The organism is Arminella tubonensis (assembly GCF_003240585.1).
GTDB lineage: Bacteria > Pseudomonadota > Alphaproteobacteria > Rhizobiales > Rhizobiaceae > Rhizobium > Rhizobium tubonense.
Window position 1 is genome coordinate 109137 of record NZ_PCDP01000040.1, and the last position, 21058, is coordinate 130194.

19 protein-coding genes and 2 pseudogenes are annotated in these 21058 nt (G+C 59.5%); 9 read left to right on the forward strand and 12 right to left on the reverse strand.

Annotation, left to right across the window (positions count from 1 at the left end; all coding sequences use genetic code 11):
• The first annotated feature begins 47 nt into the window (after positions 1–47).
• Positions 48–1010: a FecR family protein gene (locus CPY51_RS20870; protein ID WP_111162149.1), complete on the forward strand. Its 963-nt coding sequence runs from the start codon at positions 48–50 to the stop codon at positions 1008–1010.
• A 16-nt stretch (positions 1011–1026) separates the two neighbouring features.
• Here the strand turns inward: CPY51_RS20870 and CPY51_RS20875 are convergent, their stop codons facing one another.
• Both CPY51_RS20875 and CPY51_RS20880 read right to left on the reverse strand, forming a co-directional pair.
• On the reverse strand, positions 1027–3198 hold the full coding sequence (locus CPY51_RS20875) for a CHASE2 domain-containing protein (protein ID WP_111162298.1): 2172 nt from the start codon (positions 3196–3198) through the stop codon (positions 1027–1029).
• A gap of 160 nt (positions 3199–3358) precedes the next feature.
• Positions 3359–3574 carry a hypothetical protein gene (locus tag CPY51_RS20880; RefSeq protein WP_111162150.1) on the reverse strand — a complete coding sequence of 72 codons (216 nt, stop codon included), beginning with the start codon at positions 3572–3574 and terminating at the stop codon, positions 3359–3361.
• Between the two features lie 260 nt (positions 3575–3834).
• Here CPY51_RS20880 and CPY51_RS20885 point away from each other — a divergent pair, with 260 nt between their 5' ends.
• Positions 3835–4068: a helix-turn-helix domain-containing protein gene (locus CPY51_RS20885; protein WP_195909585.1), complete on the forward strand. Its 234-nt coding sequence runs from the start codon at positions 3835–3837 to the stop codon at positions 4066–4068.
• A gap of 8 nt (positions 4069–4076) precedes the next feature.
• Here the strand turns inward: CPY51_RS20885 and CPY51_RS20890 are convergent, their stop codons facing one another.
• Complete coding sequence (locus CPY51_RS20890) at positions 4077–4763, reverse strand: NAD(P)H-binding protein (protein ID WP_111162152.1); 687 nt, start codon at positions 4761–4763, stop codon at positions 4077–4079.
• A 238-nt stretch (positions 4764–5001) separates the two neighbouring features.
• Between CPY51_RS20890 and CPY51_RS20895 the strand changes: the two genes are divergently transcribed.
• The 4 genes from CPY51_RS20895 (at position 5002) to CPY51_RS20910 (ending at position 9636) form a co-directional block, all read left to right on the forward strand.
• Entirely contained in the window at positions 5002–6243 is a 1242-nt protein-coding gene (locus tag CPY51_RS20895) for an adenylate/guanylate cyclase domain-containing protein (protein WP_111162299.1), read from the forward strand.
• A gap of 271 nt (positions 6244–6514) precedes the next feature.
• Positions 6515–7477: a S1C family serine protease gene (locus CPY51_RS20900; protein ID WP_111162153.1), complete on the forward strand. Its 963-nt coding sequence runs from the start codon at positions 6515–6517 to the stop codon at positions 7475–7477.
• An 18-nt stretch (positions 7478–7495) separates the two neighbouring features.
• A complete protein-coding gene (locus CPY51_RS20905) occupies positions 7496–8215 on the forward strand; it encodes a hypothetical protein (RefSeq protein ID WP_146260151.1) in 720 nt (239 codons plus the stop codon).
• A 137-nt stretch (positions 8216–8352) separates the two neighbouring features.
• Complete coding sequence (locus CPY51_RS20910; protein ID WP_111162155.1) at positions 8353–9636, forward strand: cystathionine gamma-synthase family protein; 1284 nt, start codon at positions 8353–8355, stop codon at positions 9634–9636.
• Between the two features lie 27 nt (positions 9637–9663).
• Here the strand turns inward: CPY51_RS20910 and CPY51_RS32865 are convergent, their stop codons facing one another.
• On the reverse strand, positions 9664–9834 hold the full coding sequence (locus tag CPY51_RS32865) for a hypothetical protein (RefSeq protein WP_195909586.1): 171 nt from the start codon (positions 9832–9834) through the stop codon (positions 9664–9666).
• A 533-nt stretch (positions 9835–10367) separates the two neighbouring features.
• Between CPY51_RS32865 and CPY51_RS20920 the strand changes: the two genes are divergently transcribed.
• Complete coding sequence (locus tag CPY51_RS20920; RefSeq protein ID WP_111162156.1) at positions 10368–10739, forward strand: VOC family protein; 372 nt, start codon at positions 10368–10370, stop codon at positions 10737–10739.
• A gap of 10 nt (positions 10740–10749) precedes the next feature.
• Positions 10750–11103, forward strand: a pseudogene (locus CPY51_RS20925) (EVE domain-containing protein); the annotation flags it as partial.
• 102 nt (positions 11104–11205) lie between these two features.
• Here CPY51_RS20925 and CPY51_RS20930 read toward each other — a convergent pair.
• The 8 genes and pseudogenes from CPY51_RS20930 to CPY51_RS20965 all read right to left on the reverse strand — a co-directional run bounded on the left by CPY51_RS20930 (position 11206) and on the right by CPY51_RS20965 (position 20405).
• Positions 11206–12117, reverse strand: a complete 912-nt coding sequence (locus CPY51_RS20930; RefSeq protein WP_111162301.1) for a formylglycine-generating enzyme family protein — start codon at positions 12115–12117, stop codon at positions 11206–11208.
• Between the two features lie 217 nt (positions 12118–12334).
• A complete protein-coding gene (locus CPY51_RS20935) occupies positions 12335–13669 on the reverse strand; it encodes a BatD family protein (protein WP_111162157.1) in 1335 nt (444 codons plus the stop codon).
• A pseudogene (locus tag CPY51_RS20940) lies at positions 13666–15232 on the reverse strand (vWA domain-containing protein). Before CPY51_RS20940 ends, CPY51_RS20935 begins: the two are co-directional and overlap by 4 nt.
• On the reverse strand, positions 15229–16218 hold the full coding sequence (locus CPY51_RS20945) for a vWA domain-containing protein (protein WP_111162158.1): 990 nt from the start codon (positions 16216–16218) through the stop codon (positions 15229–15231). Before CPY51_RS20945 ends, CPY51_RS20940 begins: the two are co-directional and overlap by 4 nt.
• Complete coding sequence (locus CPY51_RS20950) at positions 16205–16720, reverse strand: DUF4381 domain-containing protein (RefSeq protein ID WP_111162159.1); 516 nt, start codon at positions 16718–16720, stop codon at positions 16205–16207. Before CPY51_RS20950 ends, CPY51_RS20945 begins: the two co-directional genes overlap by 14 nt.
• A gap of 9 nt (positions 16721–16729) precedes the next feature.
• Positions 16730–17674 (reverse strand): DUF58 domain-containing protein, encoded by a 945-nt coding sequence (locus CPY51_RS20955; protein ID WP_111162160.1) that lies wholly within the window; start codon positions 17672–17674, stop codon positions 16730–16732.
• Positions 17675–17683: 9 nt separating this feature from the next.
• Positions 17684–18658 carry an AAA family ATPase gene (locus tag CPY51_RS20960; protein WP_111162161.1) on the reverse strand — a complete coding sequence of 325 codons (975 nt, stop codon included), beginning with the start codon at positions 18656–18658 and terminating at the stop codon, positions 17684–17686.
• A 100-nt stretch (positions 18659–18758) separates the two neighbouring features.
• Complete coding sequence (locus CPY51_RS20965) at positions 18759–20405, reverse strand: arylsulfatase (RefSeq protein WP_111162162.1); 1647 nt, start codon at positions 20403–20405, stop codon at positions 18759–18761.
• A gap of 41 nt (positions 20406–20446) precedes the next feature.
• Between CPY51_RS20965 and CPY51_RS20970 the strand changes: the two genes are divergently transcribed.
• Positions 20447–21028 carry a tetratricopeptide repeat protein gene (locus CPY51_RS20970; protein WP_111162163.1) on the forward strand — a complete coding sequence of 194 codons (582 nt, stop codon included), beginning with the start codon at positions 20447–20449 and terminating at the stop codon, positions 21026–21028.
• Positions 21029–21058 lie beyond the last annotated feature (30 nt).

Here is a 21058-nt window from a genome sequence, read left to right on the forward strand (position 1 = left end):
ACCTGTCCTCATAGCGTGTTAATATTTCCCTAATTTAGGGATTGATTATGTTGCGCTGGCGTCGGGTTCGAATCATTGCGTCATGCGTCGCGCTGTGCGGCGCGGGGCCTGCGCTTGCCTCGGAGCCGGTGGGCCAGGCGGTGCTCATCAAGACCGAGGTCAGGGGCGAAGGTGGCCCGCTGGAGGTCAACGACCCTGTCCACCGTGACGAAGCGATCAAAACGTCGAAGGACGGATTGGGCCAATTCGTGTTCCGGGACGGAACCAAGCTGGCGGTCGGATGGGGTTCCACCGTTGTCATCGACAAGTTCATCTTCGACGATTCAAAGACGGTGAAGAAACTGACCATAAAGGTCTCGCAAGGAGCATTCCGCTGGATTAGTGGAAATTCGAGCTCCTCGGCCTACCAGATCGTGACGCCCGCCGGAACGATCGGGGTTCGGGGAACCGCGTTCGACGTCAATATCAACCGCAATGGAACGACCGCCGTCGTTCTGCTGAGTGGAAAGGTCAACTTCTGCGGCGGCGGCGGTTGCACGGAGCTGAAGAACCGTTGCGATTTCGTAATCGCCAAGCGCAACGGTGATGTGGTCGACACCGGGACCGTCAATCGGGGGATTCTCAAGACGCTCGGCAATCAGCGAGCCTTGCCGTTCCTTTCCGGCGGCCAGCAGCTTTCCGGAGGATTGGGAGGCATTGGCGCCGGTTGCAGCTTCGCACAGGCGATCAATTCTCCAAGAAACAATACCAGCCCTCCCGGAGCCGACCCCAGCCCCGCCAGGGCCAGTTCGCCGCCTAGCCCGAGCCCGCCCAGCGCGCCGGCCCCTCAGAGCAGCCCACCCAGCCCCAGCCCGGCCCCGGCCAGCGCCCCGCAGGCGAGCCCGCCCGCTGCTGCCGATCCGCCGAGCCAGGCCGATCCTGGTTGCGACGATCACGACCACTCTCGCAGAGGCGACCATGACGGAGGGCACCATTCGGGCGACCACGGAGGTGGCCACCATCACAACTAGCAGTTCTCGCCAACTCTCATTCGGCAGAGATCCTGCTCTCGACGGCTTCCTCATCGCGAAAATGATCGGACCTTCGGGAAATACGCCGATAGAATTCCGGCAGACCCGCCGTCAATCCTGCAGCCATGAGTTTCGCGGACCTGACCAACTTGCGGCCGGTCGCCGAGCGCGTCTTCAATGCATCGACAAGCCGCTGATGAAGGAGGTGCATTGCGACGAACTCGGCGGAGCGGGCGACCTTCTGATCGCCAACGACGGCGAAAAGCTTTGTGCGCGTCTTCTTGCCCTTCAAGCTAAGCGTTCCTGCGTCCAGCAAGGCGTGGTCCGGCAGCAACTTCGCAGTGCTTTCTGAAATGAGAATGTCGAAGCCCACCTCCTTGCATGAGGATTCGATCCGGGCCGCAATGTTGACGGCGTCGCCGACGGCAGAATAATTGAAACGTGTCTCCGCGCCCATGTTTCCGACGCAGGCAAGCCCGGTGTGGATACCTATCCCGATGCCGACCTTTCGCTCGCTTCCGAAGTGAAATGCATCATTAGCGTTGAGACGTGCAAGCGTCTCGCGCATGGCCAATGCGGAGTGCACCGCCTTGCCCGCATGATCGGCGACATCGACCGGGGCGTTCCAGAACGCCATGATGGAATCGCCGATGAATTTGTCGAGCGTGCCCTCGTTTGCGATGACGTGGTGGCTGAGAGCATCCAGGAGCGTATTTAGAAACGTGACGACTTCAGTCGGTGTAATCTGTTCGCTGATCTCGGTGAAGTTTCGCACATCGACAAACATGACCGTCAACTCGCGATCGTCTCCGCCAAGGCGCAAGGCGTTTCGCGTGTGCTCGATGCGATAGAGCAGCGACGGCGACAGATAATGGCCAAAGGCTCGCCGCACGTCGCGTCGCTCCCGATCCGTCACCAGAAAGCGGAAAGCCGTGGCGGCGAAGTGGGTGATCGATCCGGCAACGATCGGTGCAAGTGGATCGAAAAGAAGCCCGGCATAAAGAAAAGCCGCCCAGGAAGCGGCAAGCGCGAATAGTGTGATCAGCAGCCCGCAAGCGAGAGCCACTGCGGGAGTGACAAAGGTCGTCAGGATCACGAGAAAGCTGCCCAGCACCACTATCGACAAGATCTCGACGCCATTTGCCCAATCCGGACGGGAGAGGAAATGACCGGAAAGAATCTGTTCGACGATTTGCGCATGGACCGAAACACCTGGCACATTTTCGCCGAGAGCCGTGGTGCGAACGTCTTGCAGACCGGCCGCAGACGTTCCTACGAACACGATGCTGCCCTCGATCGCCGCCCGGACCTCCGCAGACGCGCCTCCCGCTGCAAGGACTTTGCTTGCGGAGATGTATCTCTCAGGCGTGTCTCGGCTCACATAGAGCCAGAGTTCGCCTGAAGCGGTCACCGGGACCACGAAATCACCTATCTTGGTAAAAGTCATGGTGTTCAGGGCATCCGGGGCGCCCGCCAGCACGTAGGTCGAGGCGCCCTGCGCTACACGCAGCGCCTCCAGCGCCAGACTGGGATAGAACTGCTTACCGTCGCTCAGGAAAAGAGGAACGGCGCGCACCACTGCCGACGATGCGCCTGGATTGAGACTGATATGGCCGATGCCGGCCGCATTCGCCTCAAGCTGCGGCAACAACGGCGTCGCAGCCTTTATCGACGGCGGCGCGCCGAGGGGGCTTTCGCCGGTGAAAGCGAAACCAGCCTTCACCGGCGGCAGATACTGTCCTTGATTTGACAGGCCGAAGCCCAGGACAACAGGCTTTTGAGATATGGACCGGGCAAGAATCTCGTCATTGTCTGGCAATTGGTCAAGAACAAGCGGGTCAATGCCCGTGACGTCGCGAACTGCATTTCGCGGGGACAGGCGATCGGGCTCGGCGAAAAGAACATCGAATGCGATGGCCGACGCTCCCATTTCGGAGAGCCTGTCGACGAGCTCGGCAATTCGATTCCTGGGCCATGGCCATTGGCCGAATTCACGCAGTGAGGCTTCATCTATGTCGATGACGAGAACTGGCAACTTCTCGAAAGCACGAGGGGCCAAGCGTTGATATTGATCGAACGTCAGGTCGCGGACAATGCTCAATAGCGGAGGATCGCTTGCCCGCAATACCGATAGCACCGCAACGATCGCCAGGCCGAGAATGACGCCAATTTGCTGAGCACGTGTCATGTGGCGCTGTAGAACCTCTTTCGTGCCAAAGTCCAAAGCAACGATCGTCAAGGCGAAAGGAAATTGCCGAGTTCCACCGTATTAATATTGGCCAAAAAGGGAATGCTATAGTGCGCCCTGCGATGAGGGAAGAGCGGGCCTGAAGGATACGATCCGACGGTCAGTCGTGTCCGCGGCCGCGATAGGCCGTGGGAGTGCTGTTCGCCTCATGACATTGGGCCAATGTCTCAAGCCAAGCGGCCAAGCCGTCGGGAACCGCAACCGCGCCGACCTCAAGTGCCTCCACCCAGGACAAATCGCACTGCAGGGCGCTCGCCAGATTGATCGGCGTCCAGCGTATGTGCAGAAGGCACTCGGAGAAGCGGGCAGGGGTCATGTCAGCTCTTTAGTTGATGCGGTGGCTAACAACAGTGCCAGCGGATTGGGGATAGTCAAGGGTTCGTATTCACCAATGACAGCGTTTAACAACGGGGATGGACGATCTGGGTGACGATGCCACTATCGATACGAGGAAGCACATATCCGAGATGCTCTACCAACAAGGGCTTGCCTCTCATACCTCTTAAATCGGAATTTACTTGCCGTGCCCCTGACATCATTGATTGTGATCCCTGAATAATGCCAATGGAGCATGTCATGACTTCTGTCAGTGTCGAATGTGCCCGAAGCCTGATCGCAGACAACGCCGCTTTGAGCGATGTCTTCCCGAAGCAGCTGGCATCCGTGGACATATGGACACGCAAGGCGGAGGACGTGTTGCGGTTGGAGGCTGCCGGCATGTCGGCCGACCATATCGCTGAAGAGCTGGGATTGACCCGCGCAAGCGTCTTGAGGGTCTTCCGTTTCGTCGAGCGCGCGGCGGCGGGATAGTCGGGGCGTTAGTCCCGCGGCTTCCATTGTCCCGAGGCGAGAGCGTTGATATCGGCCGCACCCAGGACATGACGACCCCGCCCGGAACGTGCTGCCGACAGCATCGCTTGCCCGATGACCTCTGTGGTCAGCACGAAATTGGGGAAAAGCCTGCGAAACACCGGCAGCAACGGTTTTGTCAGACCATAAAAAATCCGATAGGCACTGGTTTGCGACTGGATGCCGTGGAGAGGTTGAATCACCCCCGGCCGGAAAACGAAGAGCGCCTTGAATGGCAGCCGCCGAAGCGCGTTCTCGGTCTTGCCCTTCACCCTGGCCCACATCGTTCCGCTTTTCTCGCTGGCATCGGCACCCGCGCCGGAAACGAAGACGAACGTCATGGCGGGATTTAGTCGCGAGAGAGTCTCAGCAGCGGCAAGCGTCAGATCATATGTCACGGGTGTATAGCTGTCTTCAGTCATCCCTGACGAAGACACGCCCAGGCAAAAGAAACAGGCATCAAGACCCGTCAGTTCCATCTCGATGCCTCCGTAGTCAAAGAGATCGGCTTTGACGATTTCCCGCAGTTTCGGATTTCGGACGCTGGTCGCCTTGCGAACGATGCTGACCACGAGGTCGACATCCGTGGCCCTGAAGCATTCCCGCAAGACACCCTGGCCGACCATGCCGGTGGCACCGAATATGATTACATTCACGGCCTGCACTCCCGACGCCTCTGATCGCTCTGCCAGTGTCGGCATCGCGCACCCATGACTACAGCCTGATTATGTGTGTGGAAACAAGCACATGTTTCTGCACATCGTGCGGGAAATTCCGCTCACGCTGCCCAATGCATCAGCGGCGCCTTTAACTCCGCAGCCGCTTCACCATATATCGGTGAAATCGCGCCGCCGTCTGATCGCTTGGCTGGTGCGGCCACGCCGGAGTTACGCAATGTCATCTTTCCTCGCTTCATCCCATCCTCCAGACGTTGCAGGAGATGGCATCTGGCCGACGCGAAGAAGACGGATACTCGACTGGCTTGTAAACGAGACGCGCAATCAGCGATATATCGACAACATACTTGTTGAAATGTGCCAACGCTTGGTAGCCGACGGCTTTCCAGTCGCTCGCTCCAGCTTGCATTTCAGGACCAACCATCCTCAATGGCTGGGCGCTCGGCTTCTGTGGCATGCGGGCATGGAGGAAGCGAAGATCAGCACCTTCGCCTACGGCGTCGAGACCACTCCGCAATTCTTGAATAGCCCGGTGAACGAGATATTCAATGGGGCCAGCGAGGTTCGGCAAAACCTTGAAGGCATCGCGGCCGGTGACGCTAAATACCCCTTCTACGAGGAGCTTTGCCGCGAGGGCCTGACCGACTACGTGGCGTGGCCAGTGGAGTTCACGCTCGACAAGCGGCACATCGTGACTTTCGCGACCGACAAGCCAGGCGGTTTCGAGGATGAGCATATCAGCTTGCTCAAGGACCTGCTCCCAGCTCTGACGCTGGTCACGGAAATCCGGCTGAAGAACATTCTGGCGCGCACGCTCCTCGAAACCTATGTCGGGCCGCATGCCAGCGAACAGATTCTCGCGGGCGCCACGACAAGAGGCAGCGGCGCCACGGTGAGTGCGGCGATCATGATCTGCGATCTTCGCGATTTCACATCGCTTTCGGACTTGTGGCCTCGCGACGACGTCATCGAGCTTCTGAACGGATACTTCGATGCCTTGTCCGAACCGATCGAACGACACGGCGGCGAGATTCTGAAGTTCATGGGTGACGGCCTGCTTGCGATCTTTCCACTCGCCAAGCCCGATGCCTGTGCCAATCTGCTGCTGGCCATCCAGGAAGGGCAGGCGGCCATGGCAAAGCTGAATGCGGATAACATCGAGAAGTCACGCCCGATGCTCGGTTACGGCGTAGGGGTAAACGTTGGCGATGTCATGTACGGAAACATCGGCTCGCGCAAACGGTTGGACTTCACGGTGATCGGCCCCGCGGTCAACGTAGCATCAAGGTTGGAAACGCTGACAAAGGAGGTCAAGCGGCCCGTGCTCCTTTCGAAGGCCTTTGTCGATATGCTCGGAAGCGACGTCGCACTTGACAGTCTCGGCTCCTATCCCCTGCGCGGCCTGGGCGCTCCCGTCGATGTGTTTGCGCTGAGGAATGGCTCTGGAGAAGACCGCTAGGCGGGAGAAGGTCCGGCAAGGGAAATACTGGACGAGTTGGCGACAGCCGTGATGCCGGCACTTGGTGATTAATGAAAATGCGAGGCAGCCATGCGCGCCGGCGGTGGCTGCGAGGCATGAAAGCCGAGGCTGGTGGCTTGAATAGATATCCCGGCATTTCCATTTGATAGTTAAGTTCTGTGGCCGCAACTGAACCTCCGCCTTCGTCCTGACGAAGCTTTTCACGGCTGCATTTTGCGATGGCGCTCTGACGCTGTCGAAGGAGATCAACATGGGATTTATGGACAAGGAGATCCTGCCGGCTACCGACGGGGAACTGCTTGACGCTTACTCGGATTCACTTTCCCGCGCGGTGGACCTCGTTGGACCGGCCGTCAGCCGGATCGAAAGAGTTGGCGGCCAAGGCGGCCATGGCTCGGGCTTTGCCGTTTCCCCCGACGGCTTGATCGTCACCAACAACCACGTTGTGGACGACGCAAAGACCGTTCGCATCAAGACGCCGGATGGCTTCGTAACGGAAGGGCGAGTGCTCGGTCGTGACCCGGATACCGACATCGCCCTTATCAGGGCGAACAATAGCGTCGGCGCCTGGGCTCGCCTTGGCGACTCGAAGCGGCTGAAACGCGGACACATCGCCATCGCCATCGGCAATCCGCTTGGGTTCGAATGGACGGTCACCGCCGGAATAATTTCCGCGCTCGGACGCTCCATGCGTGCCGCGAACGGTCGCTTGATCGACGACGTCATCCAGACGGACGCGGCACTCAACCCTGGCAACTCCGGCGGTCCGTTGGTCTCATCGAACGGCGAGATCGTCGGTGTCAACACGGCCGTCATCCAGGGAGCACAAAGCATAGCGTTCGCGGTGGCCTCCAACACGGCTAACTACGTCATCGCCGAGATATTGCGGTTCGGTCGCGTGCGTCATGCCTATATAGGCGTTGCAGTGGATACCATCGACCTACACCGCCGGGTTGCTCTGCATGCTGGCGTTACGCAGACAACGTCCGTAAGGTTGCGTCGATTGGAACCGGACAGTCCGGCCGATCGCGGCGGGCTGCAGGAAGGCGATGTAATTCTTGCGATCGACGGAAAGCCGGTCGCCGGTGTCGATGATCTGGTCCGTTTGATGGATGGCGACAGGATCGGCCAGGAGACTGCGTTTCTGGTTTTTTCGGTGCAGGGCACGATCGAAACGAAATTCATTACACCAACGAATCGCCCTTCGTTGTAGTGTGGTGACGCGATACGAATGAGGTTTGATTTGTGGCAGTTCTTTGAGACTACGCAGGGCACCATTGTCATCGGCGCATTGATAGGTGCTGTCGGTATAGCGGTTGGACAGCTTCTTCCGAGATTAACAGCCTGGAGCGCGTCTGCACGTTCCAGGGGTTCGGTACGGAAGCAGAATGCGCGGGCCTTGGCGATGCGCGTGGTTCTCGCACTGGACGATCTGGTTGGCGGCTGCCATAGCGCGGCGATCGATGCTCCCGAGTTTAACCCAGGCGATCCGGGCGACTTCGTCCTTCATACCGATAACCCGAAGCTCATTCTGCCCAGGGATGTCGACTGGAGTTGTCTGACGCCCGAACTGATGGAAGACATCCTTTGGATGCCGAACCGCCTTCGCAACATCATCGACGGGCTGGAGTCGCTCGATGTCAGCCCACCCGAGTTCGATGACTTCTTTCTCCACCGGCAGGCGGACTTTTCGCGACTTGGCTTGCGGGCCATGGATCTTATCGACAGAATCTGCCTGGAATACGGGATCGAGCAACCGGAGCGCCCTCCATACTATGAGCCGCGCGACACGTTCGAGGAGGGCGTCGCTTTGGCCGCTGATTTTTCGGATCGCCGCCGCAAGTCTGAACGCAACGCGTCACGCGGTACATCGAATGTTACGCCGTTGTTCGGAATAAGTGCTCGGGAAGAGAGAGGCCCAAAACCTCCGGAGATTGATCCGGGAATCTGAAACCGGGAAGCAACAGCCGTTTACTCCGATGTCGGTGCCGCCTCCGGGCGAACAACCGACGCGAGGTGACCTCGAGAGCTGTTCTTTCTGGGAGCGAAGACGAATTTCTATTCGCTATTGGCATAGGAGGATTGACCATGACCGCTCCCCATCCATCGAAGACGCATATCGGCAATCACAAGCTTCACCCCGAAACGCAGATGCTGAACTACGGCTACGATCCGGAATTGTCGGAAGGGGCCGTGAAGCCGCCGGTGTTCCTGACATCGACCTTTGTCTTCAAATCGGCGGAAGAGGGGCGTGACTTTTTCGATTTTGTTTCCGGCAGGCGAGAACCGCCTGCGGGAACCGGCGCCGGGCTCGTCTATTCGAGGTTCAACCATCCGAACAGCGAGATCGTCGAGGATAGGCTCGCGGTATACGAGGGTACCGAGAGCGGCGTGGTGTTTTCCTCGGGTATGTCGGCAATCGCGACGACCCTGCTCGCTTTCGTCCGTCCCGGTGATGCCATCCTGCATTCGCAGCCTCTCTACGGTGGCACGGAAACGCTGCTGGCGAAGACCTTCCTCAACATGGGTGTCGCCGCAGTTGGCTTTTCCGACGGTGTCAGCGAGGCGTCCGTTAAGGCAGCGGCCGACGAGGCGATGGCGAAGGGTCGCGTTTCGATGATCCTCATCGAAACGCCCGCCAATCCGACCAACAGCCTGGTCGACGTGGCGATGATCCGCCGGATCGCCGACGCGATCGGAAAACAGCAGAACCATGTTCCCATCATTGCATGCGACAACACGCTTCTCGGCCCCGTCTTTCAGCGGCCGATAGAGCACGGCGCCGATATTTCTCTCTATTCGCTGACGAAATATGTCGGGGGACATTCGGACCTCATCGCCGGGGCGGCGCTTGGGTCGAAGGCAGTCATGAAGCAGATAAAGGCGCTACGCGGCGCAATCGGCACCCAGCTCGATCCGTTTTCCTGCTGGATGCTCGGTAGGTCACTCGAAACGCTGAGCATTCGAATGGAGAGGGCAAACAACAACGCCCGGATCGTGGCCGATTTTCTGCGCGATCATCCGAAAGTGCAGGGCATGCACTACCTGCCTTATCACGATCCGGAATCCCCGGTGGGGAGAACCTTCGCCAGGCAATGCACCGGTGCCGGCTCAACCTTTTCGTTCGATATCCGCGGCGGCCAGCCTGCCTCCTTCAAGTTCCTCAACGCGCTCCAGATATTCAAGTTGGCCGTCAGTCTTGGCGGCACGGAATCGCTTGCAAGCCATCCGGCGACCATGACCCATTCCGGCGTCCCCGAGGAATTGCGCCGGCGCATCGGCGTGCTCGACACGACGATTCGGCTGTCGATCGGCATAGAACATCCGGACGATCTCGTCGCCGATTTGACGATCGCACTGGATGCCACCTGAATCGCGGCGAACACCGAGAGTGGCGTGCTAGCCGGGCTTCTTGACGTGGCCAGGAGCGATGGGGTCGCTTCCGGGGAAAGTCTCTTCCAACGCCTCTTCCAGATAGTCGTCCTGCTCTCGCCAGTCCTTTTTCGACTGGTCGGGAACGGCTTGTTTTGGGGCTTCGGAACCTTTTGCAACTTTTCTTTCGGTGGTCATTTGTCCCGCTCCATCGAGGCGTTGCCTTGGCAGATAAATCGTAACGATAGAGCAGTGCCGCCCCTTTGTCGCGTTCTCCGTAGAGGGAATGCTCAAGCGAATTGCCTCTGAGGCCAGGGATCGTACCAAGCATCTAGCATTCCCGCATGTTCATTCCCATCTCTGGCTGATGCGAACACAGAAGACCGCAATAACGGAACAGAACAAGCTGCACGGCGCGCAGGATATCGAGATACTGCCGCCCGTGCGCAGAAATGCGCGCAATGGAGCCGTCAGATGCCTGTGCTGTCAGCAGCCTGTGGATATCGACCAGATGGACACGATGACCTGCGGCATCTGCGATGACTGTATCGCGCGGCCATGAGCGCCGACATTGACCCAAACCGCGAATTCTCTCGCTTTTGACGGCTGACCATTTTGGTGCTTCTCTTCTCCCGAGCTTCGCCCTGCAGTGAAATCGCTTGATCGCTACTGCCATAAATTGACAGCATGTTCGTCTATTGTTGCTTCAGTGTTCAATGGGGAGACAAGTCATGTTCAGCCAGAATTTCATGCTTCTTTATGTCGACAGTCCCAGCGCAAGCGCCACGTTTTACGGCGCACTGCTGGAGCGGGAGCCTGTCGAGACGTCACCGACATTTGCTCTCTTTGCCCTTGATTCTGGCCTGATGCTCGGCCTGTGGTCGCGCCACACCGTGGAGCCGGCCGCCACCGCTGCCGGTGGAGGAGGTGAGGTCGCGTTTACGGTCGAAACCGCGGCTGACGTCGACGACACTCACAGCAGCTGGAAGGCACGTGGCCTTTCGATCCTGCAGGAACCGACGACAATGGATTTTGGCCGGACATTCGTGGCGCTGGATCCCGATGGCCATCGCCTGCGCGTTTTCGCTCCCGAGCAGGAATAGGAGAGTGGCCATGACCGAACATTGGATCGCAGTCGCGTCCGCCGAGCACGTCCGGCGCGGCCGTAAAGAAGGCTTCATGCAGATCTGCCATGGAAAAGTCGGGCCGCTCAAGCGGGTGAAGCCGGGAAGCGGAATAGTCTACTATTCACCGTCGACCACCATGGGTGTCAACGACCGGCTGCAGGCATTCACGGCGCTGGGATATGTGGCTCAGGGCGAGCTCTACATTGTCGAGATGGAGAACGGTTTCCGGGCCTATCGCCGCGACGTCGACTGGCACAACGACAAGGAAGCAGCCATTCGGCCGCTGCTTGATATGCTTGAATTCACCGCGAACAAGTCGAACTGGGGCTACCAGCTTCGCTTCGGTCTTTGTCAGATCAGCGCCCAAGATTTTGGCCTGATCGAAACCGCCATGTCACGCATCTCAGCGCGGAGCGGGGTTGGAAAGCGGCGCTTGCGGACTTCAAGCCCGCTTGACGCAGCGGAAGCCAACATGGCTGGTCGATGTGTCCTCCGGCTCGGCATGGCGTGCGGCGGGCCGATAGCGACGGCAATAATTGGGCGCACAGAGATGCGACCCGCCCTTGAGAACACGCCGGGCAATCCGAATCTGCGGCTGGCGTGGGTCAAAGCTTGCTTCGAGATCGCCGCCGCGCGGATTTTGCGGGATGCAGCATGACTTTGCCGCGGGCTCCGGATGTCGCGTCGACCAGAAGTCGGATGTCCATTCCCAGACATTGCCGATCATGTCGTAGATGCCGTAGCCGTTTGGCGGAAAGCTGCGGATAGGCGTGGTTCTGTCGAGACCCGGCGGCTTGGTGCTGTGCGTGGGAAACGTTCCCTGCCATGTGTTGGCCATCAGCTTGCCATCAGGTGAGAGTTCGTCGCCCCAGGCGAATTCGACGCCCTCAAGGCCGCCGCGCGCAGCCAGTTCCCACTCCGCTTCGGTCGGCAGGTCCTTGCCGACCCACTCCGCATAGGCCTTCGCATCGGCATAGGCGACATGGACAACGGGATGGTCGAGCTTGCCGCGGATATCGCTCCGTCCGCCATACGGATGACGCCAGTTCGCGCCAAACTTGAACGACCACCACTGGCTAATGTCGGGGCTATTGACTGGGCCTTTCGGCGGGCTGAAGACCAGCGATCCGGCTCTCAACATGTTTGGAAGCGCGCCCGGATAATCCTTTGGATCTGGTGCCTTTTCAGCGACTGTGACGTGGCCGGTTGCTTTAACAAAGGCGGCGAACTGGCGATTTGTGACGGGCGCCGCATCGATCCAGAAGCCATCGACTGCGACGGGATGAGCCGGCGCTTCCTCGGGATAGGCTCGGTCCGAGCCCATCTGATACGTGCGACCCGGAATCCATACCATATCGTCGACAACGGATCCGGCCTTCAGCGTTGCCGTCTCTTCGTGACCGGCCTCTTTTCCCGGTTGAAAAGCAACTTCCATCGCGCTTGCACCTTTCTCGTCTTCACTTGCAGAATAGCATCACTGGCGGGACCGGCAATGCCGAACAAAGTGCCGGTCACGTCAGAGACGATCGCCAAGCCTCGAAATGGGCGGAATCGCGCCGCGCCGCTCACGTTCACGGGTTGAGGTCCGGAAGCATTCCGGCTCGGCTGCGGACAACCTGTCGCGACCGTCTCGCCAAGCGTCGGCTGCGTTTGAGGCTGCCTTTCAGCTTTGAGACGTCGACTGCCTCATCCGTAGTTTTCGGTCTGTCGAAGAGCTTGCGCTCCAGCGCGTCCACTTGTGTTTCAAGTTCCGCGTCGACAATCGTAGCGCGCCAATCCGTCAAAATTCTGAAACCGGCCTTTCTCGACCAGGAATCTAGTGCTCGATAGGTCGCGGCAGGATCGTCGTGCTTGAGAGTTGCCAGAAGCGCATTGAAATAGCTGCTCTCGGTTTGGCGTCTGGCATCCAGGATGCGCTCCATTTGATTTCGAAGTCTTGGCAGCAGCAAGCGAAGCACTACGACAGATCCGAGCAACACGGCAGCGAGCAGCCCCGCGATAACCAGATTGCGCTTATTGGCAATCGCCGCTGATTTCGGTGTGCCATCCTCCAGCGTCGGCGCGATCGCGTCCGATGGCGCGGGCGCTGCAGCTACAGTCACGGTCACCGCCGGAGTTGAAGACGTCTGCATGGCATGCGTCTTCGTATCGAACCACTCAAGCGAAACGGCTGGAATCTCCAAAGTGCCGGTCGTGTTGACGACGTAGGTTACGCTCGAGGTTCGGCTGCTTCCGCTCTGGCCGTCTGTGTCCTTGACTCCATCGGCGATAGCGGGCGTCTGCTGGTAAATACTGGCGCCGACAGGTGCAACGAAGGACAGGGCGGGGATCATCATCGCCTGGGTATTCTGCGCGAAAATCGTAACCCTCCGGACGATGGTTTCGCCAACCTTCAACGTTGCAGGGTCACGGTCGAGTGATTGCGAGATCGTGAGGTTCTCCGCGGCGAATGTTGGAGATGTCTGGCGCCCCCCTGGAAGGCCCGAGACTGAAAACGTCGTGGCCGGAAGCGTCACGGAGGCTCTGACGGGTGCTGCATTCTCATCGGCATAGCTGAACGTGATGGCAGCCGGGGGCAGGCTGAAATTTCCCTCCGCCTGCGGAACGATCGCATAGACATGGCGAATGCCGGAATACTGCACGCCGTCAATCGTCTCCACCATGTTCTGCCCCCGCTGCTCGGGCAAGGTCACGACTGCGTTCGGAATGTCGAAGAGTGGAAGTTGCGGTGGCGACGTAAAGAAATTCGGTGCGAAGACATCGACGGCGAGGTTGATCTGCTGGCCTGGAATAATCGGGCCCACCGTCGTCACCGTCGCCCGGGCGAAGGGCTGCGCGGCAGCGTTGCCAGCCGACGTCGCGAACAGAAAGCCGAAAATCGAAAGGACAATCGATAGCAATCTCATTGCTTGCCACCTTTCGCTTCTATGGCAAACTTTCGCGCCATCAGGTCTGCGGGACTAACCTGTATGTTCTTCATCCACATCTCGGAGGTTTGCTCCGCAATGTTCATCTGATCTTCCTTGCCCTTTTTGCCCTTCTCGTCGAACTCGACTTTGTCCGGCGCTTGGTTCGGATCCTGCTGCTTCTCGTCCTCGTTCTGTTTTTTCGCAGCCAGGAGCTTTTCGGCGATGGCCAGGTTGAACTGAGCGTCGGGCCAATCCTTGCGTATTGAGAGCGCTTGCTTGTAGGCGGCAACCGCTTCTTCGAACTTCAGCAGACGCAGAAATGAATTGCCCTGTCCGTAATAGCTTTCAGCGCTGTTCTGAGCCGCGAAGGCATCGATTGCCTCATCAAATTTTCCGGCTCGATAAAGTGCCGTCCCGCGCCAGAGCGGATCGCGGAAATAGGCAGCAGCACTGAGGTAGTCGCCGCGATCGAAGGCAAGCTGTCCTTGCTGGTCGGGGGTTAGCCAGGCATCGGCGAAGTGCCACTCCGCAGCCTGCAGGCGGTCCGCTCCCATCAACAATTGGACGGACAAGAACAGGCAGCCGAGACGGACGACCCAGCCGCGCCGGAAGGACATGGCGAACAGAGCCGCGATCGGTATCGACAGCCACCAGCCCAAATCGCGCCAGCGGTCGCCGCTGTCGGCACGTTTCTGGTCGAAATGGAAGCGTATGTGCTGCGTCACCCAGCGGACGTCCTTGTCATCGGCCGTGATCGTCGCCACATCGGCCCCGGTGTCGGAGTGGAGCTTCTTAAATGCCTCGACGTCGAGGCGGGCGAATGTTCGTGCGCCGTTGGATTGGTTCAGGAAGCCGCCATTCGCCAATTTGACCGGACCGCCTTCCGCAGTGCCGATGCCAAGGACAACGATGCTGTCTTTGGTCTTGCTGCCGAATGCGGGGAATGCGCTTTCCTCGATCCCATCGGTCATGAAGAGGATGGTCCCGGATGTATCTTCGCCTGCCAAGGCGGCCTCCGCGAGCCGCAAGGCAACGGTCGAGTTCTTTCCCGGCACCGGCATGATACGCGTCGACAAGGCATCCACGTAAGTCTGGATAAGGGCGGTGTCGTCGGTGAACGGCAGGACGGAATGGGCGGTTCCGGCATAGGCGATGATCGCCGTTCTGGCACCGTCCCTCGACGCGACAATGTCTTTGATCTTGAGCTTGGCGCGCTCCAGCCGGGACGGCGTGATATCGATGGCGTCCATCGTGGCCGACAGGTCGACGGCGATAGCAAGGGGAGCCGTATTCTCGACAAATGGTGGCAATTCTCGTTGCCACGTCGGGGCCAGCAGCGGCGATCGCCCCAACAAACATGAGCAATCCCATAAGCTGATACGGCCGAAATCGCGTCTTATCAGTGCTCTCCACGATCAGATGAGTGAGCAGATGCGGGGCGATCAAGGTCTTCCAGCGCGAGCGGACGTCGTTGGATCGCGCCGCGAGCCAGATGAAGCCGATAACAGGCAGCAGAGACGCCAGCCACCATGGTCTGAGAAAATGAAAATCTCCGATCATGGCGCGACCTGCTTCCGGGCTGCTCTTCCAAGCCCTCCGAGCAAATGATAGCCAAGCAGGATCGCAACCGCCCCGCCCATCGGATAGTGAAACAATTCAATGCGCGGCTGCCACCTTCGAACATTTTGATCCACAGGCGTAATCCGATCGAGGGTGGCATAGATCGCCTCGAGCTCGCCCTGGTTCTGGCCGAAGAAATACCGGCCACCGGTCTTCTCCGCGATTTTCTGAAGAGTGTCGATGTCAAGTTTATCCTCGCCCGTGGCGTTCGGGTCGCCGATGGCCACGGTGTCGACTACAATGTTGTTCCGGTGGGCGATATCGGCTGCCTTCGCAGGTGGCATTTTGCTTGCGGTGTCGGTGCCATCGGTCAGCACGATCAGCAGTTTTTCGGGAACGCTGCTTTTCTCGAACATCTTGATCGCGAGGCCGATGGCGTCTCCAAGGGATGTTCTGGGGCCGGCGATGCCGGGAAGAGCCTCTTCGATCATCGACTGGACGAGCGCGTGGTCCATGGTGAAGGGCACAAGTGGATAAGGCGCGTCGCCAAAGGCGATGAGGCCTACCCGATCGGTCGTCCGGCGAGCAACGAAGTCGGACGCGACTTTGCGCACGGCGCTGACGCGGCTTGTCAGGTCGCCGTTCGGCGCGTGAAAATCTTTTGTTTCCATCGATTGCGACAGGTCCAGCGCCAGCATCAAATCGCGCTGAGGCTCGACTTTCTGCAGCGGCGGTTCGATGAACTGCGGGCGGGCCAGTGCCGCGACGATCAGCAGCCAGGCGAGGCTTTCGGCCAGGATCTGCAGCCAGGTCCTCCGCGCGATGGCAGAACCCATGCTCGGCGTGATCCCGGCGGCAGCGGCGATCTGGCTGAAAAATGGCAGGCGAACCGACGCCGATGTTTCCCGGTGCGGCGGCAGCAGCCACCAGATCAGCAGCGGCAGAGGCAGAAGAACGAGAAGCCAGGGATATTCAAGTTGATACATGATGGCCCTCGATCCATTTGCGAGCCGCGACAACGACATCGCCTGCCAGGTTCTGGGGCAAGATGTTCGTGTCGGCGTCGCCGTGATATTCGAGATCGTCGAGGATAGTCGCGAGCGCTTCGCCGACGCCGCCGTCCTCGCGGCTGTGCAGGAACTGAACCCAGGCGCCGCCCGAGAGGGAGGCGACATCCGCGCGTGGCCAAGCGGCAAGTGCTACGCGTTTCAAAAGAACGGCCAGGGACTGAAGCGCGTGGCGGCGCGTGGCCAAATCGCGAATCTCACCTTCCAATGCCTCAAGTTCGGCAAGCGCTTCACGGCGGTAACGGTTGGCCCGATAGTCGCGAAACCATCGAAGGAATAGGAAAAGGGCGGCCGCCGCAAGCATCAGTGCCACAACCAACCAGCCCCATGTCTGCGGAAACCAGGATATCGGTGGCGGCGGCACAATGTCCCGGAGCGAGCGAATAGCGGTTTCGGCGAGTTGATCCGATGCGCTTGCCATTTGAGCCAACTAGCGCCTCCTCTGCCGCCAGGCGGACTGATCGAGGAGCCGGCGCAGCTGTGGTGCGGTCTCTTCCGCCGCGGACACTGGCAGCATCGGCAGGCCGAGTTCTTTCTGCCACGCCGCCAGCTCGCGTCCGCGCTGACGCGCAAAATCACCGATGGCCTCGCGCGTGCTGGAATGCCTAAAGGCCAGCTCTGCCTGCAGCGATCCGCCGCTGACGACAAGATTTCCGCTCAATGGTAGATCGAGCAGAAACGGATCGTAGACGAGGATGCATATCACATCGTTTCTGGCTGATAGCCGCAGAAGAATGTCGCGGGTGGTAGCTGTATGACCATCGAAATCGCTGATGACGATAACAAGATGATCGTGGTGAGCGACGTCGGCCACCATAGCCAAGGCCTTGTCGAGTTGCTCCTCTCGGGGCGTGTCCATTGATGCCGCGGTAAGGTTCTGGTTCTGCCGCGCGATCCGGGTTGCGAGCCCGATCACCGCTTCACGGCTACGATGCGGCCGGGCTTCGTCGATGTCGGTGTCGTTGAAGACAACGCCCCCGACGCGGTCGCCGGAGCCGAGCACCCGCCAGCCGCAGAGTGCCGCCGCTTCCGCAGCCGTCACCGATTTCATCTGTCGCCGGCTGCCGAAGAACATGTTGATGCGCTGGTCGACGACAATCAGGGCCGGGCGTTCCTTCTCTTCGTTGTAGACCCTGACCACCGGCTTGTTCGTCCGCGCGGTCACCCGCCAGTCTATCGTGCGGACATCGTCGCCGGGGAGATATTCTCGCAGTTCCTCGAAGCTCAACCCGCGACCGCGCATGCCGGATTGCATTCGGCCTGCAAGCTGCTGCTGGACGGCCCCCTTCTGCAGGAACGACAGGTCGCGCGCCCGCGCTTCGAGAGAGACAAGCTGCTCGACGGACACATAGACGCCTTCGGCCGCCTCGCTCATCTGCCACTCCTATGCGACGGCCACCAGTTCGACGATGCGATCGATGACACGATCCGGGGTGATCCCGGCTGCGTGCGCTTCGTAGGAGAGGATCAGCCGGTGGCGGAAGACGTCGTTGACGATCGCCTTGACATCGTCGGGCGTGACATAGTCTCGGCCCTTGAGCCAGGCGTAGGAACGCGAAACCTTGTCGAGGCCGATGCCGCCGCGGGGGCTGACGCCCACCTGCAGCCACTTCGCCAAATCCTTGTCGAGTTTGGACGGAAAGCGCGTCGCGAACACCAGCGCCACGATGTATTTCTCGATCGGTTCCGAAACATTGACGCTGCCGATCTCTCGGCGCGCATCGAACACGGACTTGGGGCTGAGCTTTTCGTTTGGAGCTGCGCTGGCAGATTTCGCCGCACTCTCCTCGCTTCGCACGAGCCGCATGATCGCCTCTTCCGACGCTTCGTCTGGATAGCCGACATTGACGTGCATCAGGAAACGGTCGAGCTGCGCCTCGGGAAGAGGGTAGGTACCTTCCTGCTCGATCGGGTTTTGCGTCGCCATGACCATGAAAAGCTCGGGAAGGGGATAGCTCTTGCCACCTACGGTGACCTGTCGCTCCTCCATCGCTTCGAGCAGCGCCGATTGCACCTTGGCCGGCGCACGGTTCACTTCGTCCGCAAGGATGAGGCTTGCAAAGATCGGCCCTTGTTGAAACTTGAACGAACCCTTGCCGCCTTCACTGAAATAGATTTCGGACCCGGTGATGTCGGCCGGAAGAAGGTCGGGGGTAAATTGTACACGCGAAAGCTCTGCATCAAGATTCTTGGCCAAGCTCTTGATCGCACGCGTCTTGGCAAGGCCGGGCAGGCCTTCGACAAGCAGATGCCCGTTTGCGAGTAGGCCCAGCAGCAGGCGCTCGACCATCGCATCCTGCCCGATGATCGATTGGCCGATCTTGCTGCCAAGCTTGAGAATGTCGTCGCGTGCGGTCATGCGGAACCCCGGTCGGCGCTTACGAAGGTCGGGACGCACCGACTGGCGGTGCGTCCTTCAATTTTTTCAATGGACGTCCATCACAGAGGGACGCTCACCTCTATTTCTCGATGCCGCGATCCTTGAAGGACTTGTCGATCGCCTTGTCGACTTCCGCACGGACGCCTTCGATGTTGAAGCTGGCGACACGCTGGCTTGGCGGATACTTGACGAAGGTTTCGAGGAACGCCGCTCCCTGCAGCTGGCCCTTGACCAGCAGATAGTCGTTGCGCACGAGCCAGTCGGCATATTGGTCAGAGACCTTGTCTGCCCGCTCGTAAGGGTCCATGCGCAGGTTGAACAGCTTGGGAAGACGCCATGTGATGAAAGGAGTCTGCCAGACTGCGAAGCCGCCCTCTGCCGGTTGTTCTTTGAACACGACTTTCCAGTCGTCGTAGCGGGTGGCGACCAGCCCTCCGTCGTCGTCGAAGTAGTAGAAATCGTGTCTCGCGCTCTTGTTCGACTTGCCTGTCAGGTAGTCGAGCTGGTTGTAGCCGTCGAGGTGATCCTTGAACGTCGTGCTGCTTCCAGTAGGCTGCCATCCGTTGAGAAGACGGTCCTTTACACCGGGGTCACCGGCGGCAGCGAGAAGGGTCGGGAACCAGTCGAGCCCGGAGACGATGCCGTTGACAACCTGTCCCGGCTGTACATGACCCGGCCAGCGGATCATTGCAGGCACGCGGAACGCGCCTTCCCAGTTGGTGTCCTTCTCACTCCGGAACGGAGTCGTTGCCGCATCCGGCCAGGAGAACTGGTTCGGTCCGTTATCCGTGGTGTAGACCACGATCGTGTTTTCCGTCACGCCGAGCTCGTCGAGCGCCTTCAGAAGCTTGCCGACGTCTCCGTCATGCTCGACCATGCCGTCGGCATATTCGTTGCCGGGCATGCCGCTCTGGCCCGCCATCGATGCCCGCACGTGGGTGAACAGATGCATGCGGGTCGTGTTCATCCAGGTGAAGAAGGGCTTCTTCTGCTTGACCTGACGACCCATGAAATCGATGGCGGCCGCCGTCGTCTCGTCGTCGATGGTCTCCATCCGCTTCTTCGTCAGCGGGCCGGTGTCCTCGATCTTTCCGTCAGCCGACGCCTTGATCACGCCACGCGGATTATAGGCCTTGAGGAACTCCGGATCGTCCTTCGGCCAATAGGGAGCTTCAGGCTCTTCCTCGGTATTCAGGTGATAGAGGTTGCCGAAGAATTCATCGAAGCCGTGGTTCGTCGGCAAATATTCATCCTTGTCGCCAAGGTGGTTCTTGCCGAACTGCCCGGTGGCATAGCCGAGAGGCTTCAGCGCCTGGGCGATTGTCATGTCGCCTGCCTGCAGGCCGACTGGCGCGCCCGGCGCGCCGACCTTGCACAAACCTGTGCGCAGGCACACCTGGCCGGTAATGAACGTCGACCGCCCCGCCGTGCAGCTGTTCTCGGCGTAATAGTCGGTGAACATCATTCCCTGCTTGGCGATGCTGTCGATGTTCGGCGTCTTGTAGCCCAACACACCGTTCGAATAGGCGCTGATATTCGTCTGGCCTATGTCGTCGCCGAAGATGACGAGGATGTTTGGCTTGGCTGCTTCCTGAGCCTGGGCCGACTGCGGGGCAGCAAACTGAGAAAACAGTACGGTGGTCGCGACCGCGGCGCTAGCCAAGAGAAAGGCCCGGCCGATGTATTTGCTGACGGTATTTGCCTTTGTGGACGCGCTAGCTGACATCGGTTGCGCCCAACGACGCTGAGATCATCGCGGCTCAGGCGATGCTGCTTTCCAAGGATACGTCGGCACAAGCTCTCGAGTTGGCTAACAAGGCGGTTGCGCTGGCGCCATACTCCGCTTGCGCGAAGATGGTCCAGAGCATGGTGTTGTTCGATAGCGGAAAGATCGATGCCGCAATCACATCGGGTTATCGTGCGATGTCGTTCAATCCGGCAAACAGCGCTATCGTCGCCAAGCTCGGCCTGCTGTTATTCCTCTCGGGACGTTGGGACGATGGCGTCGGACTGGCAATCAAGTCCGGGCTGACAGATACGTTTCCGCAAGCCGACGCGGCGCTGACGCTTGCACTCGATGCTTATCGCACTGGACAATATGATGAATCCGCTATCCGGGCTCGCCAGCTGAACGATAGCGACAACGATATCGCCGGCATCCTGCTCGCGGCCACACTCGGCCAACGCGGCGAAATAGCCGAGGCCGCTGCAGTCCTTGCGACCTTGCGAAAAGATCGACCGGATTTCGATGCCAAATTCCGCGGCGATCTTTCCGAGCAACATTATGCGCCCGAGCTCATCAATTCGCTCCAGGCAGGGCTCGTAAAGGCCGGCGTCGCTCTCAGGTAGCGCGGCATTTCTGTTTCGAATTAACAGTAA